Raw genomic sequence first — 24,273 nt, 5'->3', positions numbered from 1 at the left:
TTTCTCCTTTTTTAATCTGCATCATAAACATGTGAATAGAACTTACCATTAGTTCTAGTTACAACGGCTTGTTGCTCGTCAACTGTTTGAATATTAATATCCAAATCAGCTCCAGATGGTAAGTATTTAGTTGCACTCTGTTGAACGAATTGAGTAAAGCTAGTAATTTGAGCTAAACCATCAAATTGGGTATTGATCGTAACATCCAATGATTTGAGGTCTGTGCCATCGTAATGAGCCTGAGCTGTAACACCAGAAAGATTAGGGAAGTAATCTTGGATGTGTGTCTTAAAGTTAGAAAAGGCGTCAGAATCACTACTGCTAATTGCAGTATCACCATTAACAACTGGCAACATTTGGCTCTTGTATTCCAAATCTTTAAAGCTACCTAATTCGCCACTCTTACTGAAGGAATATTGGAAATAATTTCCTCCAACTAAAGTATCCTCAGGGGCTACTGAATATAATCCCACAACAATAGGAATATTACCCACTTTATCTTCTTTACGCAAGCGTTGAACTATTTCTTTGGCAATTCGTTGACCTTGTTCTTTTTGTTCTGCTTCCGTAATAGTGGTCTTGTAAGTAGCACCATATTGCTTCTTTTGGTAGTAATCGATCTTGTTCATCGCAACCCCGATTGAAATACCAGCCAATTTATATTTACCATCTTGCTTTTGAAGATAATCTTCTTCGAGCAATTGTTGTAAATACATTGGTGTTCGCTTAGTAGGAGCAGTTGAACCATTAGAAGCTGGATTCAATCCAGTTGGATTCTTCTTGCTTTTACGAGCTAACCATTTATTAACGGTACTGGCAGAAAGTACTTGACCTTCTTGGAAAACATATGAATTAGTTGAGAATTGCTTTTTGGACAATTTCATCAAACCACTTTCAAAGCTTCTACTGTTGAACTGATTACTATTATCAGCCGCTGTTAAGCCTGAAATTGGACTAGTTTTGTACTTTCCATTACTTAATAAAACATCGTAACTACTTGAATCAGACGAGGATGTTGTCTGAACTGTACTCTTCGAAGAATCACCGCCACCTGATGAAAGGGTGGAATCTTGTAGATTACCACAGGCAGCTAGAAAAATCGAACACATCAATAGTAACGTTGTAGTTTTTAAGAATTTTTTCAAATCTGTTCTCCTACTCTTCATCATCCAAATATTCAGATAATGTTGTTTCATCAATAATTTGCGTTCCCAATTGTTGAGCCTTAGTCAATTTACTACCGGCTTTTTCACCAGCAATCAAAATATCAGTTTTCTTAGTAACTGAGCTAGTGACCTTGGCGCCTAAATTTTCAAGCTTTTCAGACAATTGTGAACGTTTATAATTTTGCAAAGTTCCGGTTATAACAATTATTTTATCAGTAAAATGGCTATTTGTTTCATTAGAATTTGAACTACCGATAAAATTCATGTTAATACTTACTGATTTTAGTTCATTTATCAATTTTTTAACATCATCATTGGCAAAATAAGTCACAATACTGTCAGCAATAATTTCACCCATCGTATTAACTTCTAGAATTTCTTCCTTAGAAGCTGACATTAAATTGTCCAAACTACCAAAATTCTCAGCCAAAATTCGGCCGGCTTTGGCACCAACGTGTCTGATTCCGAGACCAAAGATCAATCGTTCTACAGAATTACTCTTGGAATTATCAATTGCCATCAACAAGTTGTTAATTGATTTCTCTTTGAAACCATCCAATGTGGCTAAATCATCAGCCGTCAATTTGTAAATATCAGCGACATCTTTGACTAATTCTTTTGTGTAGAGTTGTTCGATAATCTTAGGTCCTAAACCATCAATATTCATCGCATTTCGAGAAGCAAAGTGCGTCAATTGTTCTTTGACTTGAGCCGGACATTTAGGATTGATGCAGCGCAATGCTACTTCATCTTCCAAGTGGATCAATTCGGACCCACAATAAGGACAATTGGTTGGAATAACTGCTGGAACTGAATCAGCTGGACGTTTCTTCAAAACTACTTGTGAAACCTCAGGTATGATATCACCTGCTTTGTGCAAAAGTACAGTATCGCCGATGCGAACATCTTTTTGACGAATCATATCTTCATTATGCAAAGTTGCTCTTGAAACAGTTGTTCCTGCTAATTGCACCGGATCCATCACTGCTGTAGGTGTCAAAACCCCCGTTCGACCAATCGTCCAAGTAATATCACGGACAACTGTTTCCGATTGTTCTGGTGGAAATTTATAAGCAATTTCCCAACGTGGCACTTTGACGGTATTTCCAAGTTGTTGTTGTAAAGCTAAATCGTCAACTTTCAAAACAACCCCATCGATACCGTAATCTAAGTCGTCACGAACTTCACCATAATGTTCGATAAAGTTTTGCACACCTTTTAAACCGGTCGTTACTTGAGCAGTGGGATTAACGTTAAATCCTAATTCTTTTAATGTTTCCAAAGCCTGATGTTGCGTTGTAACGTTCATACCATCAAAAGTTACGATCGTATACATGAACGTATCGAGCTTTCTAGAAGCAGTGATCTTAGGATCTAATTGGCGCAAACTACCGGCGGCCGCATTTCTAGGGTTAGCAAAAACTTGTTGACCTTCATTTTCACGTTCTTGATTTAAACGCAAAAATTCTTTTTTCGACATGAAACATTCGCCACGAACTTCAATTGAAAGTGGACGACTGAGCTTTTGCGGGATATCTTTGATAGTTTTGACATTTTCTGTCACATTTTCGCCGATTGTTCCGTTACCACGGGTTGAACCTTGAACTAAGATACCATTTTCATAAATTAATGACAGTGATAAACCATCAATTTTTAATTCAACATTATAATCAACTTCATGTCCAACATTTTTTTCAATTCGGTCATTAAATTCCGCCAATTCTTCTTCAGAAAAGACATCTCCCATTGAAAGCATTGGAATATCATGAATTACTTTATTGAAATCGGGTAAAGTCACATCACCAACTTGTTGCGAAGGTGAATCTGGAGTTACTAATTCCGGATACATTTGTTCTATTTCTAATAAACGATTGTATAACTTATCGTAGACGTTATCTTCTACGACCGGCGCATCTTTAGTGTAATAAGCATCACGCCAACTATTGAGTTGGGGACGGATTTTGTCTAATTCTTGACTAGCTTGTTCTTTAGTTAAATCAGCCATGCTTTCACCTCTTAGTCAGTAACTTTTTTAATTGGAGCATATTCTGCTAATAGACGTTTAACGCCTTCACTCTTGAATGCCACATCCAATTCAGCATTATTGCCAGAACCATTGACTTTAACGACGGTTCCTTGGCCCCACTTCTTATGTTCAACTTTATCGCCAACATTCCAAGTGAGTTTTTCAGCACCTGAAGCTCCTTTAGATTTCAAAGTTGGTGATTGATAAGTTGGAGTTGTGGCCATACGACGACGGTTCTTGCTGAATGGATATTTCTCTTTCTTAGCACCAGCAAGATTGCCAGCAACTGGATTAACTGGTTCAATGGCATCTTCTTGAATTTCATTAACAAATCTTGAAGTTGGATTACTTTGAACACGACCATATAACATTCGACTAATAGCATTAGTGATGTATAAGCGTTTTTCAGCACGAGTAATTCCCACATAAGCTAAGCGACGTTCTTCTTCTAGATCGTCTTCTTTCAACAATGAACGTCCTAATGGGAAAATTCCTTCTTCCATACCAACCAAGAAGACGACTGGAAATTCCAACCCTTTAGCAGCATGCAAAGTCATCAAAGTTACTTCTTGTTGATCTTCTTCAACCTCATCTTGATCACTGACCAATGATAGTTCAGTTAAGAAAGTCGTCAAACGAGTCTCATCAACGTCAACATCTGGTTCATAACTTTGGTCAAATTGAGTTGTAACTGTCAAAAGTTCTTCGATATTTTCTACTCGAGCTTGAGATTCGAGATTGTTTTGTTTCTTCAATTCTTCAACGTAACCCGAATCTTCTAATAAATGATCCATCAAAACTGTCATTGATTGGTCTTCAGACAATTTAGTCAGGTTATCAATTACTTTGGCAAATTCACCAATTGTTTTACGAGGTTTAGCTGCTAGTGGCGACAATTCAATATTTTCAGCCGCTTCTAACAATGACCAATTGTGCTCATCAGCGAAAGTTTGCAATTTTTCAATCGTACCTGGTCCAATTCCACGTTTAGGACTGTTGATAACACGTTGAAAACTCATTGAATCATCGTGATTAGCAATCAAACGTAAATATGCCAAGATATCTTTGATTTCTTTACGGTCATAGAACTTATGTCCGCCAATAATCTTGTAAGGAATATTAGCCTTCATAAGCTTATCTTCAAAGTTACGTGATTGAGCATTAGTTCTGTACAAAACGGCAAAATCACCGTAATTATAGCCTTGTAACAATAAATCTTTGATCTGGTCAATTACGTACAAAGCTTCGTCAGTATCACTTTGACCACGATAAAATTTGATCTTGTCCCCTTCAGAGTTATCAGTCCACAATTCCTTAGGCTTACGATTGGAGTTATTGTTGATAACCTCGTTAGCGGCCTTCAAAATGACCTTAGTTGAACGATAATTTTGTTCCAATTTAATCGTTGTAGCTTCTGGATAGTCTTTTTCAAAGTTCATAATGTTTTGGATGTTAGCACCACGCCAACCGTAAATACTCTGGTCAGCATCACCAACTACACAAACATTACGATATTTTGCACCCAATTGTTTTACTAATTTGTATTGAGCCTCATTAGTATCCTGATATTCATCAACGTGAATGTATTGGAATTTTTCTTGATACTTCTCTAGTACATCAGGATTTTGGTCAAATAGTTCACTCGTTTGCATGATCAAATCGTCAAAATCAAGTGAGTTGTTGCGGTCCATTTCCTTAGCATAAGCATCATAAACTGTCGCAACTGTTTGTTCATAAGGAGTTGCAGCAACCTTAGCGTATTCAGCTGGGGTTTGTAATTCATTCTTAGCATTACTGATAGTTCCTAAAAGAGCTCTAGGATCATAACGCTTAGGATCAAGATTCATCTTCACCAAGATTTGTTTCATCAAAGTTCTTTGTTCACTAGGGTCAGCAATCGTAAATGTCTTAGGCTTCCCCATCTTGTCGATATCTCTTCTTAAAATTCTTACACAAAGAGAGTGGAAAGTTGAAACCCAAACGTCGCCTGCTGATTCATTGAGTAATTTACCAATTCTTTCCTTCATTTCCTTAGCGGCCTTGTTAGTAAAAGTAATAGCTAGGACGTGCCAAGGCATGACATTTTTTTCTTCAATCAAATAGGCCACACGATGAGTCAAAACACGTGTCTTACCTGAACCGGCACCCGCCATGATCAAAAGTGGTCCTTCTGTTGCCTTAACTGCTTTTTGTTGTTCTGGGTTAAGACCTGTTAGCATTGTATTGTCCAATTTATAACTCCCTCAAATCTTTGTGTAAAAAAATTAGTTGTACTTAAAAATAGCTGTTTATATTGTAGCAAATTTTTATCTTCAGAGCTAAAAACCATACTTAAACATTAATGATAGTTTTTAGGTATTTTAACCCTTAACTCTGTCAAAAAATTTTGTTCATTCTCATAGTGATACTCATCAACTATTGATACTTCATAAACTTCTGTTGGAATGGTACCAAATTTATGTAGGAACGCCGAGAACAATTTTTGATAATACGACAAATATTTAGTTCTATCCCAAAGAAAAGATATGCATAAATATTGTCCAGAAAGCATGTATGTCAATAATTCTTCAGCTTCGTCAATTCTTGATGAAAAAACTCTTGTAAAAATACTATCGTATTCAATTTCAGTTAAATCATTATACTCTTTTAATGGATATGAAAAACCATATTGTAAGTTAGCCATCGTCTTATTTTGTAATAATATATTTTCTAATCGACTCACTTCTGCATCGGGATGGCTGAGTGGGGTTATTTTAGTTATCGGCTTTATTTGAATTATTAATTCTTGCGGAATAGCTCTTTGATAAACAATTTCCTGAGAAAATTTTTGAATTTCGTTTAATTGTTGAAACTGTAATTGCTGACCTCGAATTAATTCTTTAGTTCTTTGTAAGTTTTGAATTTTATTTTCGATCTCTAACTCCTGTTGATTCCAAAATTCAACTAAACGCTCACTGTCTAAAGTTAAAACTTGCTTGATTTCTTTGAGCGATGATCCTGTATGTTGTAGATATTTAATGATATTAATTCTAAAAACTTGGTTAATATCATAATATCGATAGCCATTTTTTGTATCTCTTATAGCTGGTTTGATTAAATCTATTTTGTCATAGTATCTCAAAGTTTGAATACTAACATTACAAATATTCGCCATCTTACCAATTGATAATTTTTCCATTTTACACCTTGACCCTATTCTAACTATAGACTTTATCATAGATTGCATTAAAGAAAAAAGCGAGGTCATACAATGAACAAAACTATTAGACTAACTGTTCCTGATTGGCAAGCTGGTAATAATCCACTTTATTATTTAGGATCACAATTATTAACTGCCTTAGTACCAAATAATCCTAATCAAAAAATTTTTACAGTTCCAATCACAGCTCCTAATGAAGATAATACTAATTTAACAAGGGAAAACGGGGTTACTGCCCAATCAATTGTTAAGAAAAATTTGCAAGAAACTATGAAGATCTTAAATAACGAACAACCTGACAAAGTAATTACCTTAGGTGGTAATTGTTTAGTATCACAAGCTCCATTTGACTACTTACATAATAAATATCAAGGTCATGTCGGTATCCTTTGGATTGATGCTCACCCAGACATATCAACACCAAAGATTTTTCCTAATGAACATGCTATGGTCTTAGGAAATTTGATTCACCAAGGAGATAAAGAATTAGAAAAATTAGTTGAACACCCCTTCTCCCCTAAAGAAATCATGTACGTTGGCTTACAAAAACCCACCGCTGATGAAAACAAGATTTTACCTGATTTAGGAATCAACTATCAAACTCAAAATAAAATTGATTTTGATAAAATTCAAACTTGGATTAACGAAAATAATTTTACAAAGGTTTTAATTCATTTGGATCTAGATGCTTTAGATCCAAAATTATTCCATGAGCAATATTTTGATCAACCTGGCGTTACTAGTTATAACGTTTCACATGGGACACTGAATCCCAATGAAATAATGAAATTGTTAAATGATTTGTCTGATAAAACAGTCGGTTTAACAATTGCAGAGTATTTACCTTGGAGCGCCTTACAACTTAAAGAAATAATGCAAAGCAGTAAAATATTTGATTAATTAAAAAATAATAATCCACATTAACCAAAATAAGGTTAATGTGGATTATTATTTTTATTCTAAACCAACACGCTTAAAGATTTCATCAACATTTCTCAAATGCCAGTGATAATCAAAAGCATCATCAAGATCAGCATCAGAAAGTTTGTCAGTCACACGTGTATCATTTTCAAGCATCGTTCTGAAGTCTTTCTTTTCATCCCAAGCTTTGGCAGTCATTGGCTGAACAATGTCATAAGCTTGTTCACGAGAATAACCAGCTTCAACTAACTTCAACAAGACACGTTGTGAGTAAATCAAACCGTGAGTGATGTTCATATCTTCAATCATCTTATCTGGAAAGACTGTTAGATCTTTTGTGATCTTAGTAAATCTTCTCAAAATGTAATCTAACAATTCAGTTGTATCAGGAATGATGACACGTTCAGCTGAAGAATGTGAAATATCACGTTCATGCCACAATGGCACATCTTCTAGGGCTGTAAAGGCATGTCCTCTGATTACTCGAGCTAAACCTGTAACATTTTCTGAACCGATTGGGTTACGTTTGTGTGGCATAGCACTTGAACCTTTTTGTCCAGCAGCAAAGAATTCTTCAGCTTCCCTAACTTCAGTTCTTTGCAAATGACGAACTTCTAGAGCAAAACGTTCAATTGATGTGGCAATCAAAGCCATTGTTTGGATGTATTCAGCGTGAAGATCTCTTGGAAGAACTTGAGTTGAGATTTCTTGAGCACGAATACCCAATTTATCACAAACAAATTTTTCAACACTAGTTGGCACATTAGCGTAACTACCAACCGCACCACTGATTTTACCTGCTTCAACACCTTTAGCTGCATGGTCGAATCTTTCGATATCACGTTTGATTTCTGAGTACCAGTTAGCTAATACCAAACCAAAAGTAGTAGGTTCAGCGTGAACGCCGTGAGTACGACCAATCATTGGTGTATCTTTGTACTTCAAAGCTTTTTGTTTAACTACTTCGAGAAATTCATTCAAATCTTCACGAATAATATCATTAGCTTGTTTCATCAAGTAACCATAGGCTGTATCAACAACATCAGTTGAAGTTAAGCCGAAGTGGACCCATTTTCTTTCTGGTCCTAAGTAACGTGAAACATCTCTAGTAAAAGCAACTACGTCATGCTTAGTTTGCTTTTCGATTTCAGCAATTTCTGAAACATCAAACTTAGCATTTTGAGCAATCAACTTTGCATCTTCAGCAGGAATTTCTCCTAGTTTGCTCCAACCTTCTACAGCTGCGATTTCTACTTCGAGCCAAGCTTGAAATCTATTTTGGTCCGTCCAAATTGGTTTCATTTGTTTAGTTACATATCTATCAATCATGAATTATTCTACTCTCCAAATATTAGTTGTTAAGATATCATTCTTTAATTCTTCGACATCGTCAGAAAAAATTGAAATATAACCGACATCCCTATCGGCTTGATTCTTAGCTTTAAAACCTGTGTAATAGTTAAATTTCCATTGTGCTTTTTCCTGAAGTAGATCCAAACTCTGTGGCAAGTTACCTTCAATAATCTTTAAGGTAGCCGCATTGACCATTGGAAAAATTTCAGGAATGGGCCAATCACAAATCGCTCTGATATGTAATTCAAATTGAGAAATGCCCGTTGCTTCTTGATAAACATTAGCCGAATAATTGATTCCTGGGAAAATTCGTTTGACGTACAAAACCCCGGATTGAGATAGGATGAAACCTATGCCAAAGACTCCCACGTAATCAACATTTTCAGCCACCATTAAGGCAACTCTTTGCATTTCTGCTTCCACATCGGGATTATTCTTCTTGTAAATGAAAGAACTCATCAAATGCGTACCATCATATATTTCTCGAATCATCGGAAAAGTATGGATTTTTTTATCTTTACTCTTGCTTACCATAATTGAATACTCAGCTTTGGTATCGATCCAAGCTTCCAAAATGTAAGTCCCATCTTGGAGTAGTTTTTGTACTTGCTCAACATCTTCAGCGTTGTACAAAATATGGCGTTTTAAGATAGTTTGATTCTTTTGAATCGGTTTTAATGCACATGGAAAACCAATTTCCTCGACGGCTTTTTTTATATCATTGACCGTAACGATTGAAAAGAACGGTGGAACGTTAATATTCAAATCGTTTAAAAAGGTTCTTTCGATATACCGATCTTGGGCAATGCCTAACAAATCAGCTCCTTGAACCACATTGAAGTCTTCTGACAATTTTTTCAAAAGCGTACTGTCGAAATTCTCATCCATGTACAAAAGAAGGTCACTTCTACGGCCCAATTCACTTAGATTTTCAAGGTTCTCTAAAGTTCCAACCAAAAAACTGTCCGCAGCTTGTGTCGCAATATCTTTTTCCTCAGCCGTTAAAAGCATAGTCCTAAAGCCCATTCTCTTAGCTTCCAATTCAAATATATAAGTTTCACTGCCGCCGCCAATTATTCCTAAAGTCTTACCGGGCGCAATAAAAGTCATAATTCCACCTTCCTATTACTAATCCTCTTCGTCTTGGAAGACTACTTGACCATTTTCAAAAGCCTTGATACGTGCCAATGAATAAATTGGAATTCCTGATTTATCAATCATTTGTCTTCCCTTTTGGAAGGACTTTTCAATCACAATACCAATTCCAGCCAAAGTTGCGCCGGCATCTTCAATGATCGTATCCAATCCATTAACAGCTTGTCCATTAGCCAAAAAATCATCGATAATCAAAACAGTATCGTCCTTTGACAAATAACGTTTATCGATACTGATGTGATTAGAAGTCTTCTTAGTAAATGAATAAACTTCTGACGTATACAAGTCATCAGTTAAAGTAACTGATTTGTGCTTTCTAGCAAAAACAACTGGTACCTCAAACTTCAATCCAGTCATAACTGCGGGTGCGATACCTGAAGATTCCACTGTCAAAATCTTATTGATACCAGCATCTTTAAAATGGTTGTAAAATTCTTCACCCATTTTTTCCATTAACATTGGGTCAACTTGATGGTTTAAAAAACTATCAACTTTAAGCACATCTTTGCCTAAAACTCGACCATCTTTTCTGATTCTTTCTTCTAGTTCCTTCATTACGTTCTCCCCTATTTAATAGAATAATTAGAGTCTATCATACTTTGATTTTTACTTGATACCTTGATCGTATTTTTTTAGATTATATTTCTGTATAATCCGAATAATTTTACTTGTGTAACCAGGATCAGTCGCATATCCATCAGTTTGCAAAGCAACTGCCGCATCAATATAATTCTTCGATTGGATGACTTGCTTATATTGCTGCGAATTCCACGAGGTACCGTTCACTAATAATTTTGTATGATCTTTCATCGACTCACGAAAATCCGAATAAACTCGAAAACGTCCGTTGATAGTTATCCATTGACCGTTAGTATATTCTTTCGTCTGCAAAACCTTAGTATTATTAGGATCTTCACCCTTAATACCAAAATAATTATTGTACTGACTAGCTAACGTACTAGTACCCCAATCACTTTCCAAAATCGCCTGAGCAATTGTAATACTAGGTAAAACACCATATTCTTGACCTAATTCAACCGCATATGGAGCGACTTTTTTAACGAAAGAATTGTGTTCTTGTTGGACCATTTCAACCTTTGTTTCGTTTTGATGATGGACATATCCTCTGTATCCAAAAAAGCTGATTACAAAAACAGCGACGATGGCTAACAAAATAAAAGTTGTATTATTATTTTTTCTGCTTCGTTTGCGCCGATAACTCTTGTGCGCTGTATATCTTCTCTTTTGTGGCAATTGATCTATCCCTTTTAAGTTTATTAACTCTAATTATAGCCGATAACTTTGAACTTTTTATGATTTGAAAAAGAATTTTAAAAATGTCTTAGACTATCGAGTTTTAAGCCTTGCCATTTTGTATACACGATCCACAATATCAAAGCTACAACTTCTAAAATAGCGCAGAACAAGAAGATACTTTTATAACCTAATCCTGTGGCAATCACAGCCGCAAGCATTGGACCAAAAACATTCCCAAACGACTGTGCGGATTGATTATAACTGAAAATCCGTCCAAATATTTGTTTCGGTACATTTTGTACAGTTAGAACCTGAATCGATGGGATTAAAGCTGCATCAGAAATCCCCAAAATAAATCTCAAAGCAACTAATTCCCAAACATTTTGTACCCAACTAGTCAAAACTAAACTAACGATAGCTAAGAGCAAAAAAAGTATCATACTTTTTAAAGCCCCCATCTTATCAATCAGAGAACCGACAATTCCAGCCATTAAAATTGTTGCCAAACCTGGAGCAGCTGACACGATACCAGTGATGAGAACCAGATTAGAGCTGTTAGAATCAAGCTCTCGGACTAATAAACTAATCATCGGTATAATTGCATTAGTCGTCGCTTGAATGGCTAAGAGCGAGTAAAACAAGGCTAAAAAGAATGGCCAACCAATTTTCTTCATTAAAGGTAGAACCGGCTGTAACTTTTCTTTCGTAATTGGTACAAAATTTTCTTCAACACCGAATAACGTTGTTAAAAAAACCAATCCCATTAAAAAACTCGTTAAAAAGAACGCCCCTCGATAGCCAACTGCTGTTGCTAAAAAACTACCTAGCAAAGGACCTATCAAGGTTCCTGTGATACTGCCAGTTACCAATTTGCTCATTACTCGACCTTGCATGCCCTGTAGTGCAGAAACTGACATCAAAGCATTAGCATTATTGATATACCCTGAGAAAGCTCCTTGTAATGCTCGAAAGAATAATAAAAACCACACATTCGGCGACAAACCAATCATAAAAATCGTTATCGTCATTACCCCAGAGGCCCTGAGACACATCAATTTTCGACCTTTTAGATCAGCTAATCGCCCCCAGAGTGGTGAAACGAAAGCCTTCATTAAATAAGTCAGAGAAAAAGCCGCTGCTCCTAAAAAATTCAGTTGCGTTTGAGTAAAATCACCTAACGTATCAATAAATAAGACAACAAAAGGCAATGTCATCGCATTGCCCATATCAGTAATAAAACTACCAAACCATAAAATTTTAAAATTCTTTTGCCAAGCTTTTTGCATATCGACCCCCACAATGTTGAGTCTTAAGCATAAACTACTAATGTTTAGTTACTGTAAAGTTTATGTAAATTATCGTAGGAGGCAAAAAAAAGAGCATTAAAAAAAGCCAACTCATACGAGTTGACTTTTGCTCAAAGTTTATTAATTAGTCCTTAACAACGTTTGAAGCTTGTGGGCCACGATCTGAATCTTCGATATCGAAAGTTACAGATTGACCTTCTTCAAGTGTCTTGTAACCGTCACCTTGGATTGCTGAGAAGTGAACAAATACGTCACTACCATCTTCGCGTGTAATAAAACCATAGCCTTTTTCTGCGTTAAACCATTTAACTGTTCCGTGTTCCATCAGACTATTCCTCCTGATAACTAAATATTTTTTGTGCATTATTTCGTGGTACATCATGGAAGAAAGTCTAAAATACGAAACATTCAAACCATTCGAACCATTCACCATTCAAAAATACAACTATTATATTAACATGTTTGACCAATTATTACAATGAACTTAGAGTAAAGTTTCGTTTACAAATACTTAAATTTCAACATCTTTGACATAAGGAATTGAATTCTGAGCACCTTGAGTTTGAACTGTAATAGAAGATGCTTTACTAGCAAATTTCATCGCTTCCTCGATATTACTTAAATCTGGATCTAACTTAGAAGCTAGATATCCGATAAATGTATCACCGGCAGCTGTTGTATCAACAGTGTTAACTTTATAGGCATTAACGAAACCACTCTTTTCAGATTGTGAATAAAATGATCCATTAGCACCGACGGTTATTATAACATTCTTTACACCCATTGCGTGCATTTTTTTTGCAGCCTGAGCCATTGAAGGTTCATCAACAACTTCAATTCCTGTGATTGCCTGAGCTTCTGTTTCGTTAGGAACAATGATATCAGTGAGTTTCAACAACTCTTCGGGAATATTTTGTTTAGCTGGAGCAGGATTTAAAATAGTTAAAACATTATTTTCTTTAGCAATTTTAAAAGCTTCCGTTGATGCTTCAAGTGGTGTTTCAAACTCAGTAATCAAGCAATCAGCTGATTTGATTGTTTCAGAAGCATTTCTAATATCTTCGACTGTAATTGTCTGGTTAGCTCCACCGTAAATTAAAATACTATTTTGACCATTGTCATCTAATAAAATATAAGCTTTACCAGTACCTGCTACATTATCTTCAGTAACATTTTGGATATTTAAACCATCCGACTTAAAAGTATCAATCATAAAATCAGCCGCATGATCTTTTCCAATCTTAGCGATAAATGATGTCTCTGCCCCTGCACGAACGGCCGCAATCGCTTGATTAGCACCTTTTCCACCGCCAGCAATGGAACGACCGTGCATTGCCATTGTTTCACCAGGTAAAGGTAAACGAGCAATATTTAAAATAGTATCTATATTAATTGAACCTAATACAACAATTTTCTTCATATTAAAACCTCTCTAAAAGACAACTCCACTTTCAAGTAAGATATTTGAATATGGTGTTTCCTCTCCTGTTCGAATGAACGCTTTAGTGTCGCTCAAGTCTTTCTTCATTTCTTCATGAGGAATAAACTCAATTGGTGTATCGCCGATAGCTTTTTTCACAGCAGCCAATTGTTCTGGATTTTGAACTTTGATTTCTTCGGCCAAATAAACTTTTTGTACCTCTAATTCACTCAAGACATTTTCTAGGACTTGCATGAAACTAGGTAAGCCTGCTTCAACTGCCAAATCGATTTTTTCAGTATCTGCTGGAACTGGCATCCCGGCATCACCAATTCCAATCGTGTCAAAATGGCCCATTTGAGCGATGACACGTGAAATATTAGAGTTGATTACTCTTGTTTTTTTCATGAAATTTTCACCTTTTCTGTAATCGTTTGCAAAATTAATCTTAACATGCACAATTATCTACGTAAATATTTTATCAATATGACATATCTAGTAGCAAGTATAGATTTTTTGTTGCTAGAAAACCGAAATGAATATATCCTAGTAAAAGATACTTCGAGAGGACACACTATGACAAGAACAGCTAAACTAAGTTTTTATTTCATCATTTTCATTATCTTCGGTCTGATTGGCCTGTGGATGCCACTACTTGGCGATGACTTGCATTGGGGTACTTACTTCGGTAGCAACTATTTCCCTCAAGGCATCTTCCTAAAATACGATGGACGTTATTTAGGAGATTTACTAGTTATTTCTATTACTAAGATCAAGCCACTGTCATTTATCGCTTATGGAACTTTCATGACTTTGATCGTCTTTTTAGTTCAAAAAATCAGAGATCAGATCAAAACACCTAAATCTTTAGGATTAGTTTCTTCATCTTTAATGACAATTGCCATCTTAATAACTCCAAAAGTTATTTTTAAACAAATTCTAGGTTGGCACGCAGGATTTGCCAACTATGTACCATCAGTTGTTTTTCCATTATTCATGCTTTACTTAGTCTTAAAAAATTACGACAAAGAGATTCATTATTATCGAACCGTAGTTATTTTAATTTTTCTAGCTTCAATTATGGCTCAATTTTTTGCCGAACATGTAACGCTTTTAAACTGTTTTAATAGTGTTTTAGTTTGGATTTTCTTGAGAAAACACTTTGGAACTGAATTCAAAAAAATCCTCAATTGGATTCTTTTAGGAAATATTATCGGTGCCTTTTTCATGTTTATCAACGGTGCCTACTTAAAGATTTTATTTGGAAAAGATTCTTATCGTTCAGTTTCTGGTTCAGCCAATTCTGACACGATGTTCAACTATTTAAAAACGCAATTTACACCCAAAACTCTGATTACTGTTGGAATTCTACTATTATTATTCAGTATCATCGTTATCTTGTATTCTTACAAAATGAGAAACATCAAATTAAGAATCGCTAACCTTTTTCTACTAGTATCCGGGTTCGTTGTTATTGCACCATTTTTGGTCGTTTCACCTTTTGGTTCCAGATGTATGTTTGCAACTTATGCGCTCTTCTCTACTATAGTAGTAATCAATATTGATTTACTGACTGATGCTTATGAGAAGTACATTTTCCCAGTCTTTGCCTTGATTGCTTTAGTATTGGGTGCACGAATGGATTTAATTGCCAGAAATTATGGTAAAACCTTTGATATGCAAATTGAATATTCAGAATACCAAAATACTATTGATAGTAAGAATCAGTACTATTTGCAATATCAGGATACTCACTATATTTGGCTAACAACTCTGATTCAAGATGATCCTAATTTTGCCGAGCTATATGTCAAAAACAATAATAGAAATAAAATTCCTATCAACTATTACGATTGGGTCGATGTTCAAGATCAACTTCAGAATAAGCATTTTGCCAATCGCGACGATTATATGAAAGCTTTCAACAAAGGTATTTTAGAGAAAGTTAAATTAATTCAACAAAAACAACAAAAGTAATAACAAAAAAGCCTCTACATCAATTTGTAGAGGTTATTTTGTTGCCCTTATTTAACTTGAACCACATCTAAAGTATCGGCTGGAATCCATTCATCGGTGGCGACACGATACATTTTGACGTTATCGATTTTGGCATAACTATCAGTTCTCCAACTAGTTTTAGTTGGTAAACTTTTATCTAGGTCTGGACCTTGTGAATCGTAAAGTTCAGCAGGTTTTGTAAGGTTAACGTCCGTTTTGGCATTAATTGGAATATATGGAACACCGCTATCGACTGAGACAAATTCATTGGTTGCTACTTGATAAAAGTCGTTATCGTCGATTGAAACGATTCTGTTGAATTTCCAACCGGTATTTGGTCCCAATTCTCTAGTTAATAATTGGCCATCGCTATTAATCAAATTAGCAACTTCATTGTAGATTCTGACGTAACCTAATTTATCAGTTTCTACAATATCAAAATCATCAGCACAAACCCATTTGTTACCGATTTGGTAATATTCTTGACCATTGATCATCGCAGTGGCTGAAATCGTAATTTCACTACCATTTACTACAAGGTCTTTGCCAGTTTCAGCACCAGTTAAGTCATGCAATGAAACTGTCCCGACGACTTTTGGAATAATGGTAATTGGTGTAGCTAATGTATTTACCGTTGTAGGATTTACTTCATCATTACTTGCACTAACAGGTACCGGATTTTCCTTATAGCTTAATTTGATAACTTGTGGTGCTTGTTCATATTTACCTTGCAAACTAGTAGTTGGGCTCAATAAGGTATAACCGTTTAGACTAGCTTCTTTAGTTAAATCAAAACTATCGCCGATCAAATTGCCATTGACTGTTTTAGTTAGAGGAACACCATTTGACATGATTGGATTGCCATTTTGATCAACATATTCGATAGTAACGTTAGGATGATCTTGCCAAATTAATGGTTGAGAATGCATGGTTGCAGTAAGAAGTGGACTATAAAATCCTTGCGGTTTATTTTCATCAGGTGAAAGGAATGGATAGCCGTATATTAACATATTGAGACTTGTATCGGGATTATCAAGTTCATATGTGTTATTGCCCAAACTTTTAACTGGATAGAATGTTGGATCAGGAACATTGTAAGTCCTGAAGTCATTAGGGTTCTCGAACTCAAGTCCGTAATCATTATAGATAGGATCAGCTTTGAAAATAAGTGGTTGCCCCTTGACACCATATACTGGAGTTGGATCATATTTCATACCATTTGTTTCAAATGTTGCCACCGTATAATTATCAGTCAAAATATCTTTGAGGGGAGAATAATCATCAATCGTAGAATTCATAAAATAAATATCCCCCAAGAAACCTCTTACACCTTGAGGTGATTCTTTCTTTGAGTTTTGTTCAATCCATGGTGCAACTGTCTTTAGCTCATCGTTAGTCAATCCATTAAATGGCTCATCTCCACTCAGTGATAGTTGATTATCAATACTATTAGTAGGAGTTATAACTTCATTAAGCATATCGTGACATATTGCCATTGTTAGTTTTGGAATCTGACTAATATTTATTTCTTTCATAGTCCCGTCACTATAATTACCAAATAAATTCAATTCGGATAATTTCAAGCCATAAAGTGGGGCCAAACTTGGATTAGCTTTGGCATCCGAGGCTAAAGTTCCTGTAAAGCTAACAATATTATTAGGCAATAGCTGTAGATATTGCATCCCATCTAAGCTTTCAATTGGTGTAACATCTTTTGATGACATTTCACCTTTTCCAAGTCCGTTAGAAATCACTGTACCATCGATATTCAAAATTGCCCCTTTAAAATTCTTAATATCACCGACAGTAATATTATCAGTGGACTTTAAACCCAAGCCTTGTTTTACTAGGCCAGCCAAATATGAATCAGCAAACTTAACTACTGTTGTATCAGTTAAGTTATCAGGTAAAGCATATGAATTAGTATCATTAGTAATATTGGTTTGACCTACGACTGGTTTATCTGGTATGGCTAAATTAGAATATATATCAGTTTTGTCGTCCAAATATATTCCTTTCATTGAAGCATTCGAAAGATCAATACTAACGCCATTCATATCCTGGACAACAGTTTCATTCGAATCATTATCTGTTGCGGTTGAACTTGTATTTGTACTGCTATTGTCAGAATTTGTATTTGTTGCAGTTTGATCTGTCGTAGAACTCGCATTTACATCATTAGTTGAGGATTCTGAAGTTGAATTAGTGGCTACTGCAGTAGAACTCTGATTCAATGAATTACCTTTCAACGAACTATCAGATGAATCATTCGACGAATTATCGTTTGTACTAGTTGTAGCTGTCGAATCTCCCTGACTTTTGGCAGTACTATTTGAAGGATCATTTACTGATGATACAGCTGTTTGTCCCTTAGTTGTATCATCATCAGTGGCTACATTAGTTTTGGTAGCTGTTGGCACTACCTTTGTTGCTGGAGCTAACGTAGTTGTTTGATTGTTAGTTATTTGATTATTAGTCGTTGTATCAGCCTTAACTGTTTGTCCTGACAAAACCGTTAGTACTAATGCCGAAACGATTGTGGCACCCAAATATACACATTTTTTATTCGTTAACATATATCATTACTCTTTTCTTAATTCCCTTATTCATAATCGATATTAATGTGCATTTTTGAAGCGTTCCAATAAAAGGTCGTCATAATTTATTAAAAAAATTATCCTATATTTAAAACACATACTCTCTCTAGAGCCCATTCTTTTCCATACAATATGTAATAACAAAACAACCTCCACAATTTAATGTAGAGGTTATTTCTTTAAGCTAAAACATATTCATTTGTAGCAACCCGATAATATTCTCGACCATTGATAGTAGCAAGTTGATCGGTCTTCCAAGATGTTCCAGGTGCTAGAGTTTTACCAATCAATTTACCTGTATGATCATAGAGTGGAATTTCTCCTTTAGTTGTATAAGTAGAAGAGATTGGTTGATAAGTTGTCAATGAACTGGCTGGAATCCATTCATCAGTGGCGACACGATACATCTTTTCACCGTTGATTGTGGCATAGCTGTCAGTTCTCCAACTAGTATTAGCTGGCAAAGTTGTTCCGATGCTTTCGCCTTTAGAATTATAAATTGGTGTCGAACTAGTAATTCCAACTGAAGTAGTTTCTGGCACTGCTGTATATGGAATACCACTCTTTACAGGTACAAATTCATTTGTAGCTACTTGATAGTAATCATTACCGTCAATTTTTACTATCTTACTGTATTTCCAACCGGAACTTGGGGATACGACTCTACCGATTTCTTTACCAGAACTATCAACTAGGTCAACAGTATTGTTAAAGGTTCTGACTGTACCAGGTTTAGAAAATTCAGCGTCAGTAAATGAACTGGCTTCGACCCATTGACCATAACCTACTTGATAGAATTTTTGACCATTAATAGTTGTCGTTGCTTTGACTCCTAAGCTAGCTAAGAGTTCATTTTCTCCTGTTTGAGGGCCCGACAAAGAGTTAACTGTTATAGGAATTCTTGATTGTACTTCATCATCAGAAGTTGGCGGAGTTGTTGGTGCTGATGGAGTTGTCGTTGAACCAGAACCAGTTGTTCCAGTATAAGTTGACTTAGGAATGGCTTTGTATGTCAAAGTTATTGTTTGTGGATCTTGCGTATATTTACCTTGTAATGTTGGTGTTGGAGTCTCCAAAGTATATCCATCAACTGCAGTATCGCCACTCAAATCAAAACTGTCACCAATCGTTGTTCCAGTAACAGTTTTAGTTAATGGTTGTCCGTTGGCATTCAAAATTGGTGTCCCATCACTATTAGTATATTTGATCTCAACACTAGGACCAGTTTGCCATACGACTGGTTGAGCATGAATCATATTGTTAATCCATTGAGTAGTGCCATATTGTTTGACTAGTACCCCACCAAGATTGTAAGTAGGATTATATTTAGGATCAAACCCAGAATCACCGTAAACTAATTCATCATAAGAACTAGTTGGATTTTGAATTACATAAGTGTCATTTCCTTTAGCAGTCAAATCACCATAGGCTGGACTAGCAGTATTCATAGTGAAGCCATAGTTTGAAGAAACATCCTCGCCATCAAGTCCTTTGACTGGTGTTGAAGTAAATTGCATTGGTTGACCGACGACACCATAAACGGTAGTTGGATCGTAGACACCACCAGTAGTATTGATACTGAAGTGAGTATTTCTATTGATGCCACCTAATGGTGAAAAATCACTGATAGTGTTGCCATTCATAACTAAGCTACCACCAGTTGAATCGTTAGAAAATTGAATAACCCAAGGTGCCAAAGTCTTCAACTCATCATTAGTAATACCATTGAATCCATCATCCCCGGCAAAATAAGCACTGCCAATTGGTGTTTCCAATTTAGCGATTTGGCTGACATTGATTTCCTTCTTGGAGTTGTCGCTATAGTTACCAATCAATTCCAATTGGTTGAGTTTGATACCATACATAGGTTCCAAACTTGGATTGGCATTGGCATCTGAACCCAATCTACCAGTAAAACTAATTGTATCGTGTGGCAATAATTGCAAATATTGCATCCCATCCAAACTTTCAATAGGAACGTAATCAGCTTGAGCTACATAACTAGTACCAGTAGTCTTAGCTAAATATTGACCTTCATCCAATGTCAAAGTAACGGTCAATGGTTGATAATTCTTGATATCTCCGACTGTAATCGGATCAGTAGACTTCAATCCTAAGGCTTGTCTTACCATCCCAGCCAAAGTAGCATCTGAAAAATCAACTACTGTACTATCAGTCAAATTGGCTGGTAACTTATAACCGCCAGTATCAGCCGTAACGTTAGTTTGACCGCCAGGTAATGCTGTTGGAACGCTTACTGGCAAACTTGAAGCTGGTAAAGTTGCTCCTGCAGTACTACCAGAAGCACTAGAACTTGTCGTACTTGTACCTGTAGTAGTTGTTGAAGAAGTTCCAGTTGTTGAACTCGTTGTAGGATTTGTTGTCGAAGTTGTTGGTGTACTTGTAGTAGTTGTACTTGGTGTGGTAGTCGTGCCACTAGTTGTGCTAGTTGAAGCAGTCGTACCAGTCGTATTTGTTGTTGAAACAGACGATGTTGAAGTCGTTGGCGTTGTTGTTGGTGCGGTTGTGGCAGTAGACGTTGTTGCCGGAGTAGTAGTTGAACTAGATGTTGTTGGCGTTTCACTTGTCGTACCTGAAGTTGTTGAACCTGAAGTTGTTGAACCTGTCGTTGAACCCATTGTTGAAGTCGTCGGTGCAGTTGTCACACTAGTCGTTACTGTTGGCGATACCGTTTCTGTCGTAGCAGTCGTTGGCGTGGTCGTCGAACTAGTAGAAGTACTTGTTGTTGCAGCATCTACCGTTTGTCCTGATAAAGACGTTAATACTAACGCTGAAATAATAGTCGTTCCTAATTTCATACATTTCTTATTAGTTAACATATCAATCACTCTTTTCCTAATCCTCAAAATCGATATTAGAACGTTATTTTTATATATACCAATATAAAGTTGGTACAAAAGATTAAATTATTAATAGCTATTTGCAAAAGCCTTACAGCCATCTGAATTTTCTAATCAAAAATGTATACCATTCGTAAAAAAAGAACTCATAATCAATACTATTTCTAGCACTGACCATGAGCTCTTCTTTTTTATTTAAATAACATCACTAGCTGGAACCCATTCATCAGTAGCGACACGATACATCTTGACACCATTGATCATGGCATAGCCGTCTGTATACCAACTGGATCCACTTGATAATCCACGTCCTAAACTCTTACCTTGAGAATCATAAAGCGTTGCTCTAGTTTGAGTTTTTACCGTTGCTTTAGTTGAAACAAATTCAACCCCACTTTGAACGGGTAAGAATTCATCAGTAGCTACTTGATAATATTGGGCACCATTGATAGTTACGATCTTGCTATACTTCCATTCTGTATTAGGCATTAATTTCTCTGAGACTGGCTGACCATAAGAATTTACCAGATCAGTTGAACTATCAAAGGTTCTGACCACACCGCTAGTTGGTGAAGCAACATTATTGTAGTCACTAGCTAAAACCCATTGGTTATTTCCAACTAAATAGAACAATTGTCCATTAATATGAGTAGTTGCATGAACCCCCATATCAATCAATTGTTCATCGGTTGGAGAATCAGCCGACAAATCTTTAACTTGAATAGAAACTCTATCAGGTGATGTTGGCGTTGTGGTTGTAGTTGATGTAGTTGGTTGCGTTGTTGATGAAGTAGTTGATGAGCTTGAAGTACCAGATGCATAAGTTTGTGAACTGGCAGCTTGATAAGTCAAATCAATAGTTTGAGGATTTTGAGTATAATTCCCCTTCAACAAACTCGTTGGACTAGTCAAAGTGTATCCCGTTATTTGGCTATCGTTAGTCAAATCATATGGATCACCGATTAAATTCCCTTCAATAGTCTTAGTCATTGGAGTCCCATCAGCATTTAAAACTGGTTGTCCAGCGGGATCCATGTAATCAATTGTAACAGTGGGATGTGCTTGCCAAATTAATGGTTGATCTTCCATTGTTACGGTTTCAAAAAGTGTTGTCCCTTTAGTTTCATAAGTTAAAGAATCTGGCGTATAATCAGCAAAACCAATTTGACCATAATCTAATTCCTTTGCGTTTGGATCGGCATCAGTCAAAGTGTAACTGTCGTTTCCATTATTAGTCAGATTATCATCTTTCAAATCAGTTGTTGGCACTGAACTAGAATAATGATAACTATTTGCTATATCTTTTCCATCTAAGTCTAAAACCTTAGGTGCCGTGAATGTGATTGGTTGTCCTGTTACCGCATAAATTGGTGTTGAATCATTAATTGTATTTGATACCGCAATAACAGATACACTTTGACCAGATTCGACTCCTTGCAATGGCGTAAAGTCTGAAATACTTGAATAGCCTAATTCAATTGTGTGATAACTTTGACCATTATTAGCGAATTTAACAATAGTTGGAGCAACTTGAGCCAATTCTTGATTGTTCAAGCCACCAGTTGGTGATGTAGTTGAACCACCGCTCAATTCAAATAACGTTGCGTTGGCAAGATCAAGACCAGCGATTTGGCTGACATCAATCTCTTTAGCATCTGGATCACTAAAGTTACCATCAAGCGTGAGTTCACTAAAATTAATACCATCCAATGGTCTCAAATCGGTATTAGCATTAGCATCTGAAGCCAATTTAGCTTGAAAAATAACACTCGTTTTAGTTGGTAATAATTGCAAATATTGCATCCCATCAAGACTTTCAACAGGTGTATCTTGTTGATCAGTCATTGAAGCTCCAGGCGTTGGACCTGAACCATTAGCTGGATGATCCATCTCGTAGCCAGTCATCATAATTCCAAGTGTTGGATTGACGTATCCCTTAATATCGCCAACTGTAATCGGATCACTAGTAGGAATATTCAAAGCTGATTTAACAGCAGCACCTAACAAAGGGTCAGCAAAGTTTACTACCGTACTATCGGTAACATTGCTAGGAATTGCATATGGATCAGTCCCAGTAGCCGGTGTAGTAGTTGTTGTTGAAGTACCAGTTGTGCCCGTCCCCGTGGTTGTCGTAGTACTTGTTGGATTTGTCGTTGGTGTTGTAGTCCCTGTTGTGGTTGAACCAGTAGTTGAACTACTGCTTGGAATAGTTATTGTACTTGTTGTAATAGTGGATGTCGTTGGCGCCGTGGTAGTGGTGCTTGCAGAACTTGTACTTGGACTTGTAGTACTCGTTGATGTTGTTGGTGCTGTACTGCTGCTAGTCGTCGTGGTAGTTGGACTTGTCGTTGAAATTCCACTAGTTGTTGTAGATGGTGCCGTTGTTCCATTGGTCGTGGTAGTTGTAGTCGGACTTGTTGTCGTCGTTGATGTTGTTGGAGTAGTAGCTGCACTTGTGGTTGAACTACTGCTTGTCATCGTACTTGTAGAAGCAGTAGTTGTTGAATTGTTACCAGTCGACGAACTAGTTGATGAAGTTACTGGACTAGTGGCACTTGGACTTGATGAACTAGTCGCTGTAGTTGAACTAGTTGTCGTATCGCTTGTAGTAGCAGCCTTAGCCGTTTGCGATGTCGTGACTCCTCCTAAAATCAATGCTGAAAATAATGTAACTCCTAAATATACACATTTCTTATTCAATAACACATCAATCACGCTTCTTTCTTCAGCGCTCATACTAAATAATTCGAACTAATTTTCCAGAATAATAATTTTGCTTATTTTTTTATAATTTCAAGAATCCTACTATCCCAAGCATTTTGAGCTTTTAGCTGTATACTATTCGTAAAAAGTGAATATTTACAAAAAAAGCCATGATATTTATATTATCTTGTTCATTTGTCGGGAAAAATTCATTAAGTGAATTGATAATATTACTTTAATAAAGTTTTATTCCACTTTTGGAAAAAACCTCTTACAAAAATTGAATCAAAATTAGGAGCAAGTGATAGTA

At 36.1% G+C, this 24,273-nt stretch carries 17 protein-coding genes; 2 read left to right on the top strand and 15 right to left on the bottom strand.

Annotated features, from left to right (window positions below; translation table 11 throughout):
• Positions 1 to 11: 11 nt before the first annotated feature.
• The 4 genes from G6534_RS01485 to G6534_RS01470 form a co-directional block, all read right to left on the bottom strand.
• Positions 12 to 1,145 carry a CamS family sex pheromone protein gene (locus tag G6534_RS01485; protein ID WP_059074115.1) on the bottom strand — a complete coding sequence of 378 codons (1,134 nt, stop codon included), beginning with the start codon at positions 1,143 to 1,145 and terminating at the stop codon, positions 12 to 14.
• Positions 1,146 to 1,155: 10 nt separating this feature from the next.
• A complete protein-coding gene (gene ligA, locus G6534_RS01480) occupies positions 1,156 to 3,171 on the bottom strand; it encodes an NAD-dependent DNA ligase LigA (protein WP_182083060.1) in 2,016 nt (671 codons plus the stop codon).
• Positions 3,172 to 3,182: 11 nt separating this feature from the next.
• The gene (pcrA, locus tag G6534_RS01475) at positions 3,183 to 5,411 is read right to left on the bottom strand and encodes a DNA helicase PcrA (protein ID WP_182083260.1); all 2,229 of its coding nucleotides are present in this window, start codon (positions 5,409 to 5,411) and stop codon (positions 3,183 to 3,185) included.
• A gap of 119 nt (positions 5,412 to 5,530) precedes the next feature.
• The gene (locus tag G6534_RS01470; RefSeq protein WP_059074114.1) at positions 5,531 to 6,370 is read right to left on the bottom strand and encodes a MerR family transcriptional regulator; all 840 of its coding nucleotides are present in this window, start codon (positions 6,368 to 6,370) and stop codon (positions 5,531 to 5,533) included.
• 72 nt (positions 6,371 to 6,442) lie between these two features.
• Here G6534_RS01470 and G6534_RS01465 point away from each other — a divergent pair, with 72 nt between their 5' ends.
• Complete coding sequence (locus G6534_RS01465) at positions 6,443 to 7,291, top strand: arginase family protein (RefSeq protein WP_182083059.1); 849 nt, start codon at positions 6,443 to 6,445, stop codon at positions 7,289 to 7,291.
• 54 nt (positions 7,292 to 7,345) lie between these two features.
• Here the strand turns inward: G6534_RS01465 and purB are convergent, their stop codons facing one another.
• The 8 genes from purB to rbsD all read right to left on the bottom strand — a co-directional run bounded on the left by purB (position 7,346) and on the right by rbsD (position 14,212).
• Entirely contained in the window at positions 7,346 to 8,641 is a 1,296-nt protein-coding gene (purB, locus tag G6534_RS01460) for an adenylosuccinate lyase (protein WP_059074112.1), read from the bottom strand.
• Positions 8,642 to 8,644: 3 nt separating this feature from the next.
• Complete coding sequence (locus tag G6534_RS01455; protein WP_059074111.1) at positions 8,645 to 9,775, bottom strand: ATP-grasp domain-containing protein; 1,131 nt, start codon at positions 9,773 to 9,775, stop codon at positions 8,645 to 8,647.
• Positions 9,776 to 9,793: 18 nt separating this feature from the next.
• Entirely contained in the window at positions 9,794 to 10,375 is a 582-nt protein-coding gene (locus tag G6534_RS01450; protein ID WP_059074110.1) for a xanthine phosphoribosyltransferase, read from the bottom strand.
• 51 nt (positions 10,376 to 10,426) lie between these two features.
• On the bottom strand, positions 10,427 to 11,074 hold the full coding sequence (locus G6534_RS01445) for a glycoside hydrolase family 73 protein (RefSeq protein WP_059074109.1): 648 nt from the start codon (positions 11,072 to 11,074) through the stop codon (positions 10,427 to 10,429).
• A gap of 77 nt (positions 11,075 to 11,151) precedes the next feature.
• Positions 11,152 to 12,363: an MFS transporter gene (locus G6534_RS01440; RefSeq protein ID WP_182083058.1), complete on the bottom strand. Its 1,212-nt coding sequence runs from the start codon at positions 12,361 to 12,363 to the stop codon at positions 11,152 to 11,154.
• 145 nt (positions 12,364 to 12,508) lie between these two features.
• Positions 12,509 to 12,709: a cold-shock protein gene (locus G6534_RS01435; protein ID WP_057812991.1), complete on the bottom strand. Its 201-nt coding sequence runs from the start codon at positions 12,707 to 12,709 to the stop codon at positions 12,509 to 12,511.
• Positions 12,710 to 12,895: 186 nt separating this feature from the next.
• Positions 12,896 to 13,804 carry a ribokinase gene (rbsK, locus tag G6534_RS01430; RefSeq protein WP_059074108.1) on the bottom strand — a complete coding sequence of 303 codons (909 nt, stop codon included), beginning with the start codon at positions 13,802 to 13,804 and terminating at the stop codon, positions 12,896 to 12,898.
• A gap of 12 nt (positions 13,805 to 13,816) precedes the next feature.
• Positions 13,817 to 14,212 (bottom strand): D-ribose pyranase, encoded by a 396-nt coding sequence (rbsD, locus tag G6534_RS01425; protein WP_059074107.1) that lies wholly within the window; start codon positions 14,210 to 14,212, stop codon positions 13,817 to 13,819.
• A gap of 168 nt (positions 14,213 to 14,380) precedes the next feature.
• Here rbsD and G6534_RS01420 point away from each other — a divergent pair, with 168 nt between their 5' ends.
• Entirely contained in the window at positions 14,381 to 15,781 is a 1,401-nt protein-coding gene (locus G6534_RS01420) for a cation-translocating P-type ATPase (RefSeq protein WP_182083057.1), read from the top strand.
• A gap of 47 nt (positions 15,782 to 15,828) precedes the next feature.
• On the opposite strand, the gene G6534_RS01415 is transcribed toward G6534_RS01420, so the two are convergent.
• The 3 genes from G6534_RS01415 to G6534_RS01405 all read right to left on the bottom strand — a co-directional run bounded on the left by G6534_RS01415 (position 15,829) and on the right by G6534_RS01405 (position 23,996).
• The gene (locus G6534_RS01415; protein ID WP_059074105.1) at positions 15,829 to 18,378 is read right to left on the bottom strand and encodes a MucBP domain-containing protein; all 2,550 of its coding nucleotides are present in this window, start codon (positions 18,376 to 18,378) and stop codon (positions 15,829 to 15,831) included.
• Between the two features lie 200 nt (positions 18,379 to 18,578).
• Positions 18,579 to 21,239, bottom strand: coding sequence for an SLAP domain-containing protein (locus G6534_RS01410; RefSeq protein WP_059074104.1), 2,661 nt, complete (start codon positions 21,237 to 21,239; stop codon positions 18,579 to 18,581).
• 216 nt (positions 21,240 to 21,455) lie between these two features.
• A complete protein-coding gene (locus tag G6534_RS01405) occupies positions 21,456 to 23,996 on the bottom strand; it encodes a MucBP domain-containing protein (RefSeq protein WP_182083056.1) in 2,541 nt (846 codons plus the stop codon).
• Positions 23,997 to 24,273 lie beyond the last annotated feature (277 nt).

This window comes from Companilactobacillus pabuli (genome assembly GCF_014058425.1).
Lineage (GTDB): Bacteria > Bacillota > Bacilli > Lactobacillales > Lactobacillaceae > Companilactobacillus > Companilactobacillus pabuli.
Note: the sequence above shows the minus strand (reverse complement) of the source record. Positions and strands in the feature narration are given on the sequence as shown.

Excerpts from the sequence above, each read along its gene's own strand:
- ligA (WP_182083060.1), bottom strand. The coding sequence starts at position 3,171 with ATGGCTGATTTAACTAAAGAACAAGCTAGTCAAGAATTAGACAAAATC.
- pcrA (WP_182083260.1), bottom strand. The coding sequence starts at position 5,411 with ATGCTAACAGGTCTTAACCCAGAACAACAAAAAGCAGTTAAGGCAACA.
- G6534_RS01470 (WP_059074114.1), bottom strand. The coding sequence starts at position 6,370 with ATGGAAAAATTATCAATTGGTAAGATGGCGAATATTTGTAATGTTAGT.
- G6534_RS01465 (WP_182083059.1), top strand. The coding sequence starts at position 6,443 with ATGAACAAAACTATTAGACTAACTGTTCCTGATTGGCAAGCTGGTAAT.
- purB (WP_059074112.1), bottom strand. The coding sequence starts at position 8,641 with ATGATTGATAGATATGTAACTAAACAAATGAAACCAATTTGGACGGAC.
- G6534_RS01455 (WP_059074111.1), bottom strand. The coding sequence starts at position 9,775 with ATGACTTTTATTGCGCCCGGTAAGACTTTAGGAATAATTGGCGGCGGC.
- G6534_RS01450 (WP_059074110.1), bottom strand. The coding sequence starts at position 10,375 with ATGAAGGAACTAGAAGAAAGAATCAGAAAAGATGGTCGAGTTTTAGGC.
- G6534_RS01440 (WP_182083058.1), bottom strand. The coding sequence starts at position 12,363 with ATGCAAAAAGCTTGGCAAAAGAATTTTAAAATTTTATGGTTTGGTAGT.
- G6534_RS01435 (WP_057812991.1), bottom strand. The coding sequence starts at position 12,709 with ATGGAACACGGAACAGTTAAATGGTTTAACGCAGAAAAAGGCTATGGT.
- rbsK (WP_059074108.1), bottom strand. The coding sequence starts at position 13,804 with ATGAAGAAAATTGTTGTATTAGGTTCAATTAATATAGATACTATTTTA.
- rbsD (WP_059074107.1), bottom strand. The coding sequence starts at position 14,212 with ATGAAAAAAACAAGAGTAATCAACTCTAATATTTCACGTGTCATCGCT.
- G6534_RS01420 (WP_182083057.1), top strand. The coding sequence starts at position 14,381 with ATGACAAGAACAGCTAAACTAAGTTTTTATTTCATCATTTTCATTATC.
- G6534_RS01415 (WP_059074105.1), bottom strand. The coding sequence starts at position 18,378 with ATGTTAACGAATAAAAAATGTGTATATTTGGGTGCCACAATCGTTTCG.
- G6534_RS01410 (WP_059074104.1), bottom strand. The coding sequence starts at position 21,239 with ATGTTAACTAATAAGAAATGTATGAAATTAGGAACGACTATTATTTCA.
- G6534_RS01405 (WP_182083056.1), bottom strand. The coding sequence starts at position 23,996 with ATGAGCGCTGAAGAAAGAAGCGTGATTGATGTGTTATTGAATAAGAAA.